The sequence below is a fragment of the Modestobacter versicolor genome, assembly GCF_041028285.1.
Classification (GTDB): domain Bacteria; phylum Actinomycetota; class Actinomycetes; order Mycobacteriales; family Geodermatophilaceae; genus Modestobacter; species Modestobacter versicolor_A.
Window position 1 is genome coordinate 101,180 of record NZ_JABGDB010000006.1, and the last position, 14,839, is coordinate 116,018.

Annotated in this window: 14 protein-coding genes; 9 read left to right on the top strand and 5 right to left on the bottom strand. The window is 75.4% G+C overall.

Annotated elements, in window-relative coordinates; all coding sequences use genetic code 11:
* Positions 1–3 precede the first annotated feature (3 nt).
* The gene (locus tag HL054_RS18070; protein WP_369140449.1) at positions 4–2,850 is read right to left on the bottom strand and encodes a SpoIIE family protein phosphatase; all 2,847 of its coding nucleotides are present in this window, start codon (positions 2,848–2,850) and stop codon (positions 4–6) included.
* A gap of 152 nt (positions 2,851–3,002) precedes the next feature.
* On the opposite strand from HL054_RS18070, the gene HL054_RS18075 reads away from it, so the two are divergent.
* Together HL054_RS18075 and HL054_RS18080 are read left to right on the top strand one after the other, a co-directional pair.
* Positions 3,003–4,094, top strand: coding sequence for an EAL domain-containing protein (locus tag HL054_RS18075; RefSeq protein WP_369140450.1), 1,092 nt, complete (start codon positions 3,003–3,005; stop codon positions 4,092–4,094).
* A 74-nt stretch (positions 4,095–4,168) separates the two neighbouring features.
* A complete protein-coding gene (locus HL054_RS18080) occupies positions 4,169–4,342 on the top strand; it encodes a DUF1059 domain-containing protein (protein WP_369140451.1) in 174 nt (57 codons plus the stop codon).
* Between the two features lie 48 nt (positions 4,343–4,390).
* Here HL054_RS18080 and HL054_RS18085 read toward each other — a convergent pair whose 3' ends face one another.
* Entirely contained in the window at positions 4,391–5,314 is a 924-nt protein-coding gene (locus tag HL054_RS18085) for an aldo/keto reductase (RefSeq protein ID WP_369140452.1), read from the bottom strand.
* Positions 5,315–5,674: 360 nt separating this feature from the next.
* Here HL054_RS18085 and HL054_RS18090 point away from each other — a divergent pair, with 360 nt between their 5' ends.
* The 3 genes from HL054_RS18090 to HL054_RS18100 all read left to right on the top strand — a co-directional run bounded on the left by HL054_RS18090 (position 5,675) and on the right by HL054_RS18100 (position 8,290).
* Positions 5,675–5,962 carry an HU family DNA-binding protein gene (locus HL054_RS18090; protein WP_369140454.1) on the top strand — a complete coding sequence of 96 codons (288 nt, stop codon included), beginning with the start codon at positions 5,675–5,677 and terminating at the stop codon, positions 5,960–5,962.
* A gap of 123 nt (positions 5,963–6,085) precedes the next feature.
* Positions 6,086–7,324: a serine hydrolase domain-containing protein gene (locus HL054_RS18095; RefSeq protein WP_369140455.1), complete on the top strand. Its 1,239-nt coding sequence runs from the start codon at positions 6,086–6,088 to the stop codon at positions 7,322–7,324.
* Between the two features lie 21 nt (positions 7,325–7,345).
* The gene (locus tag HL054_RS18100; RefSeq protein ID WP_369140456.1) at positions 7,346–8,290 is read left to right on the top strand and encodes an acetamidase/formamidase family protein; all 945 of its coding nucleotides are present in this window, start codon (positions 7,346–7,348) and stop codon (positions 8,288–8,290) included.
* A gap of 184 nt (positions 8,291–8,474) precedes the next feature.
* Here HL054_RS18100 and HL054_RS18105 read toward each other — a convergent pair whose 3' ends face one another.
* Both HL054_RS18105 and glsA read right to left on the bottom strand, forming a co-directional pair.
* The gene (locus HL054_RS18105) at positions 8,475–9,023 is read right to left on the bottom strand and encodes a DinB family protein (protein WP_369140457.1); all 549 of its coding nucleotides are present in this window, start codon (positions 9,021–9,023) and stop codon (positions 8,475–8,477) included.
* Between the two features lie 17 nt (positions 9,024–9,040).
* The gene (gene glsA, locus HL054_RS18110; RefSeq protein WP_369140458.1) at positions 9,041–9,973 is read right to left on the bottom strand and encodes a glutaminase A; all 933 of its coding nucleotides are present in this window, start codon (positions 9,971–9,973) and stop codon (positions 9,041–9,043) included.
* Between the two features lie 48 nt (positions 9,974–10,021).
* Between glsA and folP the strand changes: the two genes are divergently transcribed.
* Positions 10,022–10,882, top strand: coding sequence for a dihydropteroate synthase (gene folP, locus HL054_RS18115; protein WP_369140459.1), 861 nt, complete (start codon positions 10,022–10,024; stop codon positions 10,880–10,882).
* A 7-nt stretch (positions 10,883–10,889) separates the two neighbouring features.
* Here folP and HL054_RS18120 read toward each other — a convergent pair whose 3' ends face one another.
* Entirely contained in the window at positions 10,890–11,480 is a 591-nt protein-coding gene (locus tag HL054_RS18120) for a DinB family protein (protein WP_369140460.1), read from the bottom strand.
* 145 nt (positions 11,481–11,625) lie between these two features.
* Between HL054_RS18120 and HL054_RS18125 the strand changes: the two genes are divergently transcribed.
* From HL054_RS18125 to HL054_RS18135, 3 genes are all read left to right on the top strand, one after another.
* Positions 11,626–12,051: a PaaI family thioesterase gene (locus HL054_RS18125; RefSeq protein ID WP_369140461.1), complete on the top strand. Its 426-nt coding sequence runs from the start codon at positions 11,626–11,628 to the stop codon at positions 12,049–12,051.
* A 127-nt stretch (positions 12,052–12,178) separates the two neighbouring features.
* A complete protein-coding gene (locus HL054_RS18130) occupies positions 12,179–13,780 on the top strand; it encodes a 4-coumarate--CoA ligase family protein (protein WP_369140462.1) in 1,602 nt (533 codons plus the stop codon).
* Positions 13,781–13,790: 10 nt separating this feature from the next.
* Positions 13,791–14,780: an NAD(P)H-quinone oxidoreductase gene (locus HL054_RS18135; protein ID WP_369140463.1), complete on the top strand. Its 990-nt coding sequence runs from the start codon at positions 13,791–13,793 to the stop codon at positions 14,778–14,780.
* The last annotated feature ends 59 nt before the right edge of the window (positions 14,781–14,839 follow it).

The following is a 14,839-nucleotide window of genomic DNA, read 5'->3' on the forward strand; positions in this document are numbered from 1 at the left end:
CGCTCAGTGCCGGTCGCGGCCGGCCCCCGGGACGACGGCCGGCGCCGGCTCGATGCCCGGCGGCACCCGCTGCGGTCCGGCCTCGGGCGGGCGGGGCAGGTCCTGCGGGTGCACCCGCACGGCCAGCAGCGCGACGTCGTCCTCGGTGTCGGGCAGGTACATGCGCTGCAGCAGCCGGTCGCAGAGCTGCTGCAGCGGCACCCCGGCCAGCCCGCCGAGGACCCGGCACAGCTCCTCGATGCCGGCGTCCAGGTCGCGGTCGCGGCGCTCGACCAGCCCGTCGGTGTAGAGCAGCAGGGTGCCGCCGCGCTCGATGGTGGCCACCCGGTCGGTGCGCAGCCGGTCCGGCTCGACCCCCAGCAGCAGGTCCGGCGCCCCGCAGTCCAGCACCGTCACCCGGCCGTCCGCGGACACCAGCAGCGGTGGCGGGTGGCCGGCGCTGGACCAGCGCACCCGCGTCTCGGCCACGGCGAGCTCGGGCTCGTCCTGCTCGAGCCGGGCGACCAGCGCGGTGGCCATGGTGTCCAGGTCCAGCCCCCAGCTGGCCTGGTCCAGGCCGCGCAGCACCTCGGCGGGGGTGCCGCCGGTGTGCCGGCCGATGCCGCGCAGCAGTCCGCGGAGCTGGCCCATCGCCGCCGCGGCACCGCTGTCGTGGCCCACGACGTCACCGATCACCAGCACGGTGGCGCCGTCGGCCTGGACGAACGCGTCGTACCAGTCGCCGCCGACCTCCGCGCCGGCCGCCGCCGGGACGTAGCGGACCGCTATCTCGCAGTGGTCCGGCGCCGGCGGGGCGGTGAGCATGCTGCGCTGCAGGGTCTCGGCGAGCTGGCGCTGCTGACCGAACAACCGGGCCTGCTGCAGCGCCACCCCGGCCCGCCGGCCCACCTCGAGGGCGGTCTCCAGCTCCGCGTCGGTGTGCCGGCCCCGCTCGCCGGTCATGTAGACGCCGAGCGCGCCCAGCGTCTGACCGCGCGCGACCAGCGGGACGACGACGCCCGACCGCGGGTCCAGCCGGGCGAGCGCGGCGCGGGTGGCCGGGTCGGGCAGGGCCCGCGCGATGCCAGCCGTGTCCAGCTGCGGGGCCACCACCGGCCGTCCGGTGCGGGTGACCACGCGGGCGGCGGCGTGCTCGGTCATCCCGGCGGTCATGGCGCGGACGTAGCCGTCCAGCTCCGCGGCGCGGGCAGGGTCCCGGTGCGCCGAGGCGAGGTGCCGCAGCCGGCCGCGCTCGTCGGCGACCACCACCCAGCACCAGTCGCCCAGCGCCGGGACGACGATCTGGGTCAGCGCACCGACCTGCTCGGTGACGTCCAGCGAGCCGGACAGCACCCGGCCGGTCTCGGCGAGCAGCTCGAGCCGGGCGTTGGCCGCGGCCATCTCGGCCACCGCGGCGTCGCGCGCCTCGTCCGCCTGCAACCGGGACACGCTGAGCGCGATCTGGGCGGTGAGGGCCTCGAGCACCTCGACGTCGTCGTCGGTGAACCGGTGCTCGGTGCTCCAGACCGCCACGAAGGTGCCGAGCAGCCGCCCCTCGACGCGCAGCGGCAGTGCGGCCAGTGCGGAGGCGTTGAGCACCCGGCTCAGCTCGGCCATCGCCGGGAACCGCTCCGCCGCCTCCGCCGGGTCGCCGAGCAGCACCCGCTCGCCGTGCCGGGCCACCCACTGCGTCGGCAGCTCGTCGTCCAGCGGGATCTCCACCCCCGCGGGCGGCAGGTCGACACCGGCCTCCGCCGCCGCCACCTCGACGACGTCCAGCAGCCGGCGGCCCATGTGCAGCCGCAGGACGCCGGAGCCCGGCTCGAAGACCGCCAGCGCACCGGTCTCGGCGCCCAGCACCTCCGAACCGCGCAGCGTGATGTGGGCGAGCTGGTCGATCCGGGTCGCGCCCGCCAGCGCCGCCGCGACCTCCGCGATCGCCGTCGTCCGCTGCAGGGAGGCGAGCCGGCGGCCGGCGGACTCGCGGGCGTCGGTGACGTCGACGGTCGTGCCGAGGAAGCGCACCGGCTCACCGGCGGCGTCGCGGACCACCCGGCCGCGGGAGACCGCCCAGCGCACCTCCCCGTCGGCCCGCAGCACCCGCATCTCGGTGACGAAGTCCCCCGTGCCCGCCACGGCGGCGCGCATGGCGGCGGTGACGGTCGCGTGGTCGTCGGGGTGGATCCGGACCAGCAGCTCGTCGTCGTCGCCCTCGAGCTCGAGCGGGCCGTCCACGCCGAAGATCGCGGCGTTGCGCTCGTCCCACCAGACCCGGCCCGAACGCAGGTCCCGCTCCCAGGTGCCGACCTCGCTGGCCTCCAGCGCCACGTCCAGCCGGGCCAGGGACGTCCCGACGGCCGACTGCGCGGCGGACAGCTCGAGCTCGGCCACGACCGAGGCGGAGAGCTGCTCGAGCAGCTCTGCGGCGTCGTCGGACCAGGTGCGCGGCTCGGCGTCGTACACCGCCAGCACACCGACGACGTGACCGGAGGCGGCGACGAGGGGCGCGCCCAGGTAGGCCTGCACCTGGCCCGAGGTCACGGCCGGCAGCCCGGACACCCGCTCGTCCGAGGCCGCGACGGGCACGTTGAGCGGTGCGCCGAGGCGCACGACGAGCGCGGAGACGGCGCCGGTGAGCAGCGCCGGCCCGCCGACCACACCGGCCGGCAGGCCGTGCCCGCCGACGACGACGTCGTGGTCGGTGAAGAGGGTGACCTTCGCGTGCCCGGCGCCGACCAGCCGGGCCGCCAGCGCGGAGAGCCGGTCGTAGGCGGCCGGGCCGCGCACCTCGTCGAGCAGCCGTCGGGCCGCAGCGACCCGGTGCGGGTCGAGCAGGGTGTCGACCGCTGCACCCGTGGACTCCGTGGACACGACCGACCTCCCCCGACCTGCCCCGGTGGCACCGTGGTGGACCGCCCCATGCTGGCACGTCGCCGCCGGTCCGCCGGGGAGCCCGCGGCCGGTGGTGTCCCCCCTCCGGGGGGGCGCTCAAGCTCCGGCCGGCCGCGTCCGATCTGGATGAGGTGACGTCGACCCTCCCGGACCGCTGGGACTGCCGCCCGCTGCTGGCCGGCGAGGACGACCTGACGGTCGTCTTCCAGCCGATCGTCGACCTGGCGTCGGCCGCGGTCGCCGGCTACGAGGCGCTGGCCCGGTTCCCCGGGACCGCCTCGCCCGACGTGTGGTTCGCCGCCGCCCACGAGGCCGGGCTCGGCGCCGAGCTGGAGGCCCTCGCCCTGCGCAAGGCGCTGGCCGCGCTGCCGGACCTGCCGCCCAACACCTTCCTGACCGTCAACGTCAGCCCGCACCTGCTGGGCTCCGCCCCGGTCGCCGCCGCCCTCGCCGAGCCCGCCACGCTGCGCCGGGTCGTCGTCGAGCTGACCGAGCACAGCCCGGTGGACGACCTGACCACGCTGCGCCGGCAGACCGCCGCGCTGCGCGGCCGGGGCGCGCTGATCGCCATCGACGACGCCGGCTCCGGCTACGCCGGGCTGCAGCAGATCGCCGAGATCCGGCCCCAGCTGGTCAAGCTCGACCGCGCCCTGGTCGCCGGCGCCGACAGCGACCCGGTCAAGGCCGCGCTGGCCGAGATGGTCGGCACGTTCACCAGCCGGATCGACGCCTGGCTGCTGGCCGAGGGCATCGAGACCGCCGGTGAGCTCGCCGTCTTCGCCCGGCTCGGCGTCCCGCTGGCCCAGGGCTGGCTGCTCGGCCGGCCGGCCCCCGGGTTCGCCCCGCTCGCGCCCGAGGTCACCGACCTGGTGCGCAAGCAGGTCGCCCGCGCCCAGCTGTCGGAGAGCGTCGCCAGCCTGCTGCGGCCGATCCGCCAGCGGGAGGCCTTCGACGGCGACGACGGCCCGCCGCCCTACGTCGTGCTGGACCGCACCGAGGTGCCGGCCGAGCTGGTGCTGGCCGACCCGCGGACCGGCGCGCCCTACCGGGCGCCGGTGACCCTGCGGGTGCACCCGTCCGCCGGGGTCACCGAGACGCTGCAGCGCGCGCTGACCCGCCCGCCCGTGCACCGCTTCGACCCGGTGCTGTGCACCGACCGGAACGGCGCCGTGCTCGGCCTGCTGCGCATCGAGGACCTGGCCGCCGCAGCGGCCACGACCTGATCCCCCGGGGCGCCCTGACCCGCGCCCCGGTGCACCACCCCGACCGCACCCCGCATCCCCGACCTGGAGCCCGCATGAAGACCTTCGCCTGCGGGGACGTCGTCCCCGGCTGCACCACCACGTTCACCGGCCCGGACGACGACGCCGTCCTCGCCCAGGTCGCCGCGCACGCCAGCGCCGACCACGGGCTGGGCAGCGTCCCCCCGGAGCTCGTGGCGCAGGTCCGGGCCTCGATCGTCTCGGTCTAGCGACCGCGCGGCGGTCCCATCGGCGCGCTGCCGACGGGACCGCCGTCGTCACGCGCTGGCGTCGGTGAGGTGCTGGCGCTCGTCGTCGGTGAGCACCAGGTCGAGCATCGGCAGCAGGTCGGCGAGCTGCTCGACCGAGCGGCCGCTGGCGATCGGCGCGGTGACCGTCGGCTGGTCGGCCAGCCAGCGCAGCGACACGGCGGCGTCGGTGACGCCGTGGGCGTCGGCGACCTCCTGCAGCGCCGCGAGCACCCGGTCGCCCCGCTCCCCCACGTACTGCGCGGCGCCCTTGGCGCGCGGCGAGTCGATCGTCTCGCCGGCCCGGTACTTGCCGGTGAGGAAGCCGCGGGCCAGGCCGAAGTACGGCATCGAGCCCAGGCCGTGCTCGGCGACGACGTCGCGCAGCTCGGCCTCGTAGGCCGGCCGCTCCATCAGGTTGTAGTGCGGTTGCAGGGCCACGTAGCGGGCCACGCCGAGCCGCTCGGAGGTCTCCAGCGCCTCGGTGAGCCGCTTGGCCGAGTAGTTCGACGCCGCGACGTGGCGCACCTTGCCCGACCGCACCAGCTCGTCGAAGGCGGTGAGCGTCTCGTCCAGCGGTGTCGTCTCGTCGTCGTAGTGCGCGTAGTACAGGTCGATCGTGTCGGTGCGCAGGTTGCGCAGCGACCGCTCCGCGGCGGCCTGGATCTCCGGCGCCGACAGCGGGTGCTCCTTCTCGCCGGGGCTGGCCTTGGTGGCCACGACCATCCGGTCCCGGGCCCCGCGCTCGGCCATCCAGTTGCCGAGGATGGTCTCGGAGACGCCGTTGCCGTACATCTCTGCGGTGTCCACGAAGGGCCGCTGGGTGCTGGGCACGGCGTCGGCGAAGCGGTCGAGCAGGGCGAAGGAGGTCGGTTCGTCGGCCGTCCAGCCGAACACGTTGCCGCCCAGGCAGAGGTCGCTGACGGTCAGGTCGGTCCCGGGGAGCTGAGGCATGGGCTCCACGCTAAGTGCGCCTGCCGACGGTCGCTCGACGGCGGGTGGGGTGGCCGTGCCGGCCCGATCTGCGTGACGGTTGGGACCTGCGGGGAGGAAAACCCCGGAAATCCGGGCTCCCGGCTGGCCAGGGACGATCCCGGCATGGCAACGTCCCCGCCGTTGCTGGTCGACGACGTGGTCGGCCAGATGCGCCCGCCGGACCCCCGCCGTGCACCTGGTGCACGGTGGGAGGGCACGGTGAGGGCCCCGGAGTCCGCCTGGACGGCCGGGGGGACGCGCCCGGTCCGACCGGGCGCGACACAGACTGCGTCCGCCCCGACGGGGCGGGCTGCTGAGCCCACAGCGAGAGGATCCACGATGAACAAGGCAGAACTCGTCTCCGCCATCGCCAAGCGCGCCGAGGTCCCCGCCTCGACCGTCGACTCGGTGCTCGCCGGTCTCCAGGAGGAGCTGGTCGAGGCCATCACCCGCGGCGACAAGGTCGCCCTCCCCGGTCTGCTGACCGTCGAGCGGTCGCAGCGTTCGGCCCGCACCGGCCGCAACCCGCAGACCGGCGAGTCGATCGAGATCGCCGCCGCGCACACCGCCAAGGTGACCGCCGGCTCGAACCTCAAGAAGGCCGCGGCCGCCGTCCCGGTGAAGTGAGCCGCAGCTCGACCGCATGAGCTGAGCACCACTGCGCCCCCGGCGCGCTCCTGGCACCTCGTGCCAGGATGCGCGGCGGGGGCGCTGCTCATCGGGGAGCGGGCCCGCGGCGAGCGGAGTCCGATGACCGCGGTGCAGACCGACCTGTCGATCACCACCGACCCGGCCGAGGTCGGGCTCGACGCCGAGCGGTTGCAGCGCATCGACCGCCGGCTCGCCCGGTGGGTCGACGACGGCCAGCTGCCCGGCTTCCTGGTGACGGTGGGCCGGCACGGTGCGCTGGTGCACGTGGGCCGGTACGGGCACCGCGACGTCGAGGCGGGGCTGCCGGTCACCGACGACACCCGGTGGCGGGTCTACTCGATGACCAAGCCGGTGACCTCGGTGGCGGCGATGTCGCTGTACGAGGAGGGCGCCTTCGCCCTCACCGACCCGATCAGCCGGTGGCTGCCGGAGTTCGCCGAGACCCGGGTCTACGCGGGCGGGCCGGCGCAGAAGCCGGTGACCGTGCCGCTGATGGAGCCGATCCGGGTCTGGCACCTGCTCTCGCACACCTCCGGGCTCACCTACGGCTTCCACCACGCCCACCCGGTCGACGCCCTCTACCGGCTGCGCGGCCACGAGTGGGGCACCCCGCCCGGCGCCGACTCCGCCGAGGTCACCCGGCAGTGGGCGGCGATGCCACTGCTGTTCCAGCCCGGCAGCGAGTGGAACTACGGCGTCTCCACTGACATCCTCGGCCGGCTGGTCGAGGTGCTGGCCGGCAAGCCCCTGGACGAGGTGTTCGCCGAGCGCGTCTTCGGTCCGCTGGGCATGACCGAGACGTCGTTCGGGCTGCGCCCCGAGGACGACGTGACCTCCCTGGCGCAGCTGTACGGGCCCGGGGTCGTCCCGATGCCCGCTGCCTTCGCCGAGGCCGCGCACCGCCGGCCTGCGTTCCTGTCCGGCGGCGGCGGGCTGGTGTCCACCGCCGGTGACTACCTGAGGTTCGTGGAGATGCTGCGGGCCGGCGGGGCCACGCCGTCCGGCGGCCGGGTGATCGGCTCCCGGACGCTGGCGCACATGCTGCGCAACCACCTGCCCGGCGGCCTGGACCTGGAGAGCTCCGGCCGGCCGCTGTACGCGGAGACCCCGCTGCGCGGCGTGGGGTTCGGGCTGGGCTTCTCCATGGTGCTCGACCCGGTGCGCTACGGCGGGGTGGCCAGCCCGGGCACCTACAGCTGGGGCGGCGCCGCCTCGACCGAGTTCTACGTCGACCCGGTCGAGGACCTCACGGTGACCTTCTACACGCAGCTGCTGCCCTCCAGCACCCTGCCGGTGCGCAGCTTCCTGCGCCCGCTGGTGCAGCAGGCCCTCGTCTGAGCCCCGGAGCAGGATGGGCGCATGGTGACGCTGCTGCCCGACGCCTCCACGCTGCACGGGTCCTGGAACCCCGCCCGCCCGCCGGTGCTGACCGTCGAGCCCGGGACGACGGTGCGGATCGGCACACTGGACTCCGGCTGGTCGACCGGGCCCTACACCGGCCCGGACACCGCGGCGGGCCTCGCCGCCCGCCCCCGGCACCCGGCGCACGACCCGGCCGCCGGGCACGCGCTGACCGGTCCGGTCGCCGTCGCCGGGGCGCAGCCGGGGCAGGTGCTCGCCGTCCGCGTCGACGACGTCGTCCCCGGCCCCTTCGGGACGACGTACTGCGGCCTGCGGTCCACCGCGCTCAACGACCGGCTCGGCGTCACCGCGTCACCCGTCGTCCACCGCTGGACGCTGGACGCCACCGCCGGCACCGGCCGCAACCAGGCCGGGCACACGGTGGCGCTGCGGCCGTTCCTCGGCGTGGTGGGGGTGCCGCCGGCCGAGCCGGGCGAGCACTCGACCATCCCGCCCTACTGGCACGGCGGGAACCTCGACTGCCGCGAGCTCGTGGCCGGCGCGACGCTCTACCTGCCGGTCACCGTGCCGGGCGCGCTGCTGTCGGTCGGCGACGGGCACGCCGCGCAGGGGGACGGCGAGGTGAGCGGCACCGCGATCGAGTGCCCGATGGACCGGGTCGACCTCACCCTCGACCTGCTGCCCGGCCTGTTCGGCGCCCCGCTGACCACGCCGGTCGCCCGGACCCCGGCCGGCTGGGTGACGATGGGCGTCGCCGACGACCTGGACGAGGCGATGGCGATCGCGCTGGACGCGATGCTCGACGTCATGGCGGCGCTGCACGGCATCGGCCGCTCCGACGCCCTGGCCCTGGCCAGCGTGGTCGTCGACCTGCGGGTGACCCAGGTGGTGAACCAGGTGGTCGGCGTGCACGCCGTCCTCCCCTGGGGCGCCGTCCGCTGACCCCCTCGCCTTCCCCGGCATTGATCAGGTGACCTGATCCCGCGTGCTCCTGGCTCAGCTCCTGCGGTGAGCCAGGAGCACGCGCGTTGAGCTCACCTGATCAACGCCGAGGAGGGCGGGTACGGCCCCGTCGCAGGGGGCCGCCCCGAGTCTGCGAGTGGCGGGGGGGCGACGGGGCCCTCCGTCAGTCGCCGGTGACGCCGTCGATGCGCTCGCGCAGCAGGTCGGCGTGGCCGTTGTGCCGGGCGTACTCCTCGATCATGTGCAGGTAGATCCAGCGCAGCGACACCTGCTGGCCGTGCCGCAGCCCCGCGCCGACGTCGTCCAGCGAGTCGTGCTCGGCGGCCAGCGCCCGGCTCGTGCCGCACTCGGCGGTGAACGCGGCGAGCTCCCGCGCCACGGCGGTGGCGGTGTCGGGGTGGTCGGTGTCCCGGCCGATCGCGTCGAAGTCGCCGTCCTCGTCGTCCGGGCCGTAGTACAGCGGCGCGGCCTGCTGCCCGGCGAGCACCCGGCGGAACCAGCTGCGCTCGACCTCCGTCATGTGCCGCAGCAGCCCGCGCAGGCTCAGCGAGGACGGCGGCACCGACCGCTCCCCCAGCTGCTCGGGCGTCAGGCCGGCGCACTTGGTCAGCAGCGTCGCCCGGTGGAACTCCAGCCAGGCCTCCACGGCGGCGCGCTCACCGTCGCGGTAGGGCGGGTCGACGCGGGGAGGGGCGGGCGGGAACTCGGTCACCCGCCCAGTCTGCCGGGCTACAGCAGGGACAGCCCCAACCGCTCGCTGAGCAGGTGCAGCGCCGCCCGGCCGGCCCGGGAGTTGCCGGCGCGGTCCAGCGGCGGCGACCAGGCGCAGACGCCGAACCGGCCCGGCACGTCGCCCATCACCGCGCCGGCCACCCCGCTCTTGCACGGGAAGCCCACGTCGTAGGCGAACTGCCCGGCCGCGTCGTAGGTGCCGCAGGTCAGCATCACCGCGTTCACCCGCCGGGCCAGGGGCTCGTCCAGCACGCGGTCGCCGGTCCGCGGGTCCACCCCGTCGTTCGCCAGGAACCGCGCGGCGCGGGCCAGCTGGCGGGTCGTCACCGTCAGCGCGCACAGCTGGACGTAGGCGTCCACCACCTCCGCCACCGGGTGCCGGAAGTTGTCGAACGAGCGCATCAGGTGGCCCATCGCCGTGTTCAGCGCGGCCCCGGCGCGCTCCTCCTCCAGCACCGCCGGGTCGGGCTCGAGCCGCTCGCCGACCAGGTCCGACAGCAGGTCGACGACCGCGGCGCCCGCCTCCCCGGGCGACCCGGCGGCCCCCACCAGCACGTCGCAGACGACGACCGCGCCGGCGTTGATGAACGGGTTGCGGGGCACGCCGTGCTCGCGCTCGAGCTGGACGAGGGAGTCGAAGGGGTCGCCGGACGGCTCGCGGCCGACCCGCTCGAAGACCTCCTCGCCGACCATCCGCAGCGCGGCGGTCAGCGTGAACACCTTGACCACGCTCTGCACCGGGAAGCCGACGTCGGCGTCGCCGGCGACGTGCTCGGTGCCGTCGAGCTCGCACAGCGCCAGCGCGAAGCGCTCCGGGCCGGCACCCGGCTGGGCGACCTCGTCGTCCTCGGCCAGCGGGCGGGCATCGGCGGCCACCCGGTCGAGGGCGTCGGTGAGGTCGTCGGGCAGGTCGTCAGGGCTCGTGGACACCCCTGGACGCTGCCACGGCGCGCCCGCCCCGGCTGGTTGAGTGGGCCCATGCTGCGCATCGGTGCCCTCGACGTGCCGGACGGCGGGCTGGTGGTGATGGCGATCGTCAACCGCACCCCCGACTCGTTCTTCGACCGCGGCGCCACCTACGGGCTCGACGCCGCGCTGGCCCGGGTCGAGCAGGTGGTGGCCGAGGGCGCGGACATGGTCGACGTCGGCGGGGTCAAGGCCGCACCGGGCGCGGAGGTCGACGCCGCGGAGGAGATCCGCCGGACCGTCGACCTGGTCGCCGCCGTCCGCGCCGCCCACCCCCGGCTGCCGATCTCGATCGACACCTGGCGGCCGGAGGTCGCCCGGGAGGTGCTCGCCGCCGGGGCGGACGTCGTCAACGACGCCTGGGGCGGGGTCGACCCGCAGCTCGCCGTGGTCGCCGCCGAGGCCGGCGCCGGCATCGTGTGCACCCACGCCGGCGGGCTGCCGCCGCGGACTCGGCCGCACCGGGTCACCTACGCCGACGTCGTCGCCGACGTGGTGCGGCGGACGACGGCGCTGGCCGAGGCGGCCGTTCGGGCCGGCGTGGACCGGGAGCGGGTGCTGGTCGACCCCGGCCACGACTTCGGCAAGAACACCCGGCACTCGCTGGAGGCCACGCGGCGGCTCGACGAGCTCGTCGCCACCGGCTGGCCGGTGCTGGTGGCGCTGTCGAACAAGGACTTCGTCGGCGAGACCCTCGACGTGCCGGTCGGAGAGCGGCTGACCGGCACCCTGGCCGCGACCTCGGTCAGCGCCTGGCTGGGCGCCCGGGTGTTCCGGGTGCACGACGTCGCCGAGACCCGGCAGACGCTGGACATGGTCGCCTCGATCCGCGGCGACCGGCCGCCCGCGCGCACCACCCGCGGCCTCGCCTGACGGGCTGCTACCCGCGGCCCGCGGCCTCCTCGGCCGCCGCCTGCACCCGCGCGCGGTGGACGGACCACTGCGCGGGGTCGTCGGACCCCATCAGCAGCAGGCCCTCCTTCGCGCCGACCGCGCCGTCGACCAGCTCGCGGACGATGTCGGCGTGCCCGGCGTGCCGGTGGGTCTCCCCGATCAGGTGCACCAGCACCCGCCGCAGCGTGGGGTGCCGCCGCTCCTCGGGCCACCAGGGCACCGTGCCGGTCGTGTCCAGGTCCAGGGCGGCGACCGTGGCGTCGCCGTGCGCCCACACCCGGCGGTACAGCGCGAGCAGCTCCCCGCGGGACTCGTCGGCGGTGGCCCACATGTCGGCGTCCGGCTCGGCGTCCTGGGCGCCCCAGGGCAGCGCCTCGGGGAACGGGCGGCCGAAGACCCCGCCGAGGTAGCCAGCGTCCACCCCGGCCAGGTGCTTGACCAGGCCCAGCAGGTTGGTGCCGGTCGGGGTCAGCGGCCGCCGGACGTCGAGCTCCGAGGCGCCCGTCAGCTTCCAGACCACCGCCTCCCGGGACCGGTGCAGGTACTCGAGCAGGTCGTCCTTCGCCGCGTCGCTCACAGGGAGACAGGATGCTCGGTCGCACCGGCCGGGGCCACCGCCCAGCCCTCCCTCCAGGGCGAAGACGGCCGTCTTCGCCGGTGCCGGGAGGGGCGGAGATGGCCATCTTCGCCCGGTGGGTCGGGGCTCCCCTAGGTTCCTCGCCATGGCCGCCACCGGGTTCCTCACCGCCGACGAGCTCAACGCACTGCTGCCGGGCACGCTCCCCGGCCTGCTGGGCATCGTCATCGACAGCCACGAGCCCGGGCGGCTGACCAGCCACCTCGACGTCCGGCCCGAGCTGCTCGCCCCCAACGGCTACCTGCACGCCGGCACCGTGGTCACCCTGGCCGACACCAGCTGCGGCCTGCCCACCCGGGCGCTGCTGCCCGAGGGGTCGACCGGTTTCACCACCATCGAGCTCAAGAGCAACCACCTCGGGACGGCGCGCGAGGGGCGGATCGACGCGGTCGCCACCAACGTGCACGCCGGCCGGACGACGCAGGTGTGGGACGCGGTGGTGACCGCCGCGGCGACCGGGAAGACCCTCGCGCTGTTCCGCTGCACGCAGTCGGTGCTCTGGCCGCGCTGACCGCCGCGGGAGGCATCGCCGCAGGTCACGGTCCGGGAATCCAACCTACTCGCCGGTAACCCGGGTGTGTCGCAGGCCACGTCTGGTGTGAGACTGGCGTCACCGCACCTGAGTCGAGGAGGACCCCGTGGCGCTGTCCAGCCGCTATCCCGATGTCGAGATCCCGGAGCTGTCCGTGCCGCAGTTCGTGCTGGCCGGCGTCGCCGACCGCGCCGACCGCCCGGCCCTCGTCGACGGCCTCTCCGGGGAGACCATCACCCACGGCGAGCTCGCGTTCTACGTCGAGCGCCTCGCCGCGGCCCTGCACGCCCGGGGCCTGCGCAAGGGCGACGTCGTCGCGGTCTTCAGCCCGAACACCATCTGGTACCCGGTGGTCTTCCACGGCATCGCCGCGGCCGGCTGCGTCATCAGCCCGGTCAACGCCCTGTACACGCCCGAGGAGATCGCCTTCCAGCTGACCGACTCCGGGGCGAAGGTGCTGGTCACCGTCTCGCCGTTCCTGGACCGGGCGCTGGCCGCGGTGGAGAAGGCGCCGGTCGACGAGGTCATCGTGATGGACGGCGCGGAGGGCCACGCCTCGCTGCGCGACCTGCTCACCGCCGACGCACCCGCCGTCCAGGTGGACATCGACCCGGCGGAGGACCTGGTCACGCTGCCCTACTCCAGCGGCACGACCGGGCTGCCCAAGGGCGTCATGCTCACCCACCGCAACCTGGTGGCCAACGTCAGCCAGTCCCGCCCGCTGGCCGGGGTCGACGAGGGCAACGAGCGGATCATCGCCGTCCTGCCGTTCTTCCACATCTACGGGCTGACCGTGCTGATGAACCAGGGCCTGCAGTGGGGCGGCGCCGTCGTCACGCTCCCCCGGTTCGACCTCGAGCAGTTCCTCCGGGTCATCCAGGACCACAAGATCACCCGGGCCTTCGTCGCCCCGCCGATCGTGCTGGCGCTGGCCAAGCACCCGCTGGTCGACTCCTTCGACCTCTCCTCGCTGCGCAGCGTCACCTCGGGCGCGGCCCCGCTCGACGAGTCGCTGGCCCAGCTGGCGCAGGACCGGCTGCGCAAGGGCGCGGCCGAGGGCACGTCGGTGGGCCAGGGCTACGGCATGACCGAGCTGTCGCCGGTCTCGCACACCACCCCCGAGGTCGGCCTCGAGCCGGCCGGCGCCGGCCCGACCCCCAAGGGCACGGTCGGCTTCGCGCTGCCGAACACCGAGTGCCGGCTCATCGACCCGGCCACCGGCGAGGACGCCGCCCCGGGCGAGCGCGGTGAGCTGTGGGTGCGCGGGCCGCAGGTGATGAAGGGCTACCTGAACAACCCGCAGGCCACCGCGGAGACCCTGGACGACGAGGGCTGGCTGCACACCGGCGACGTGGCGGTCGTCGACGACGAGGGCCGCTACACCGTGGTCGACCGGGTCAAGGAGCTGATCAAGTACAAGGGCTACCAGGTGGCGCCGGCCGAGCTGGAGGCCGTGCTGCTGGGCAACCCGGAGATCGCCGACGCCGCGGTGATCGGGGTGCTGGACACCGAGAGCGGCGAGGAGCTGCCCAAGGCCTTCGTCGTCCGGGCGCCCGGCTCGGAGATCACCGCCGAGGCGGTGCAGGCCTGGGCCGGCGAGCGGCTCGCCCCGCACAAGAAGATCCGGCTCGTCGAGTTCATCGACGCGGTGCCGAAGTCGATGGCCGGCAAGATCCTGCGCAAGGACCTCAAGGCCCGCGCCTCGTAGGGTCACCGGCATGCGTGCGGTGACGATCAGCGAGCCCGGCGGTCCCGACGTGCTGGGGTGGGGCGAGGTGCCCGACCCGGTCTGCGGGGCCGGCGAGGTGCTGGTCGACGTCGCCGCCGCGGCGGTGAACCGGGCCGACCTGCTGCAGCGCCAGGGGCACTACCCACCGCCGCCGGGGGCCAGCGAGGTCCTCGGCCTGGAGTGCTCCGGCGTCATCAGCGAGGTGGGCGCCGACGTCAGCGGCTGGTCGGTCGGCGACGAGGTCTGCGCCCTGCTGTCCGGCGGCGGGTACGCCGAGCGGGTCGCCGTCCCGGCCGGGCAGCTGCTGCCCCGCCCGGCCGGGGTCGAGCTGGCCACCGCCGCCGCGCTGCCGGAGGTGGTCTGCACCGTCTGGTCCAACGTGTTCATGCTCGCCGGCCTGCGCGCCGGCGAGGTCTTCCTGGTGCACGGCGGGGGCAGCGGGATCGGCACCATGGCCATCCAGCTGGCCGCCCGGGCCGGCGCCCGGGTGGCCACCACCGCCGGCAGCGCCGCGAAGCTGGCGTTCTGCCGCGAGCTGGGCGCGGAGATCCTGGTCAACCACCGGGACGAGGACTTCGTCGAGGTGGTCCGGGACGCGACCGACGGGCACGGCGCCGACGTCGTCCTGGACATCATCGGGGCCAGGTACCTGGACCGGAACGTCGAGGTGCTGGCCACCGGTGGCCGGCTCGTCGGCATCGGCATGCAGGGCGGTACGAAGGCCGAGCTGGACCTCGGGAAGCTGATGCGCAAGCGCGCCTCGGTGGCGGCCACGACGCTGCGCTCCCGGCCGGCCACCGGCCCCGGCGGCAAGGCCGCGATCGTCGCCGCGGTGCGGCACGACGTGTGGCCCGACGTCGAGCGCGGGACGGTCCGCCCGATCGTCGACCGGCGGCTGCCGATGTCCCGCGCCGCCGAGGCGCACACCCTCATCGAGGCCAGCGACCACATCGGCAAGGTCCTGCTGCTCCCCGGGTGACGGCCTGGCTGCAGGGGCGCGCGACGAGCCTGCGAGTCGTGGGGGGCAGTCGGATCCTC

Excerpts from the sequence above, each read along its gene's own strand:
- HL054_RS18100 (WP_369140456.1), top strand. The coding sequence starts at position 7,346 with ATGGTGACGCTGCTGCCCGACGCCTCCACGCTGCACGGGTCCTGGAAC.
- HL054_RS18085 (WP_369140452.1), bottom strand. The coding sequence starts at position 5,314 with ATGCCTCAGCTCCCCGGGACCGACCTGACCGTCAGCGACCTCTGCCTG.
- folP (WP_369140459.1), top strand. The coding sequence starts at position 10,022 with ATGCTGCGCATCGGTGCCCTCGACGTGCCGGACGGCGGGCTGGTGGTG.
- HL054_RS18135 (WP_369140463.1), top strand. The coding sequence starts at position 13,791 with ATGCGTGCGGTGACGATCAGCGAGCCCGGCGGTCCCGACGTGCTGGGG.
- HL054_RS18125 (WP_369140461.1), top strand. The coding sequence starts at position 11,626 with ATGGCCGCCACCGGGTTCCTCACCGCCGACGAGCTCAACGCACTGCTG.
- HL054_RS18095 (WP_369140455.1), top strand. The coding sequence starts at position 6,086 with ATGACCGCGGTGCAGACCGACCTGTCGATCACCACCGACCCGGCCGAG.
- HL054_RS18090 (WP_369140454.1), top strand. The coding sequence starts at position 5,675 with ATGAACAAGGCAGAACTCGTCTCCGCCATCGCCAAGCGCGCCGAGGTC.
- HL054_RS18080 (WP_369140451.1), top strand. The coding sequence starts at position 4,169 with ATGAAGACCTTCGCCTGCGGGGACGTCGTCCCCGGCTGCACCACCACG.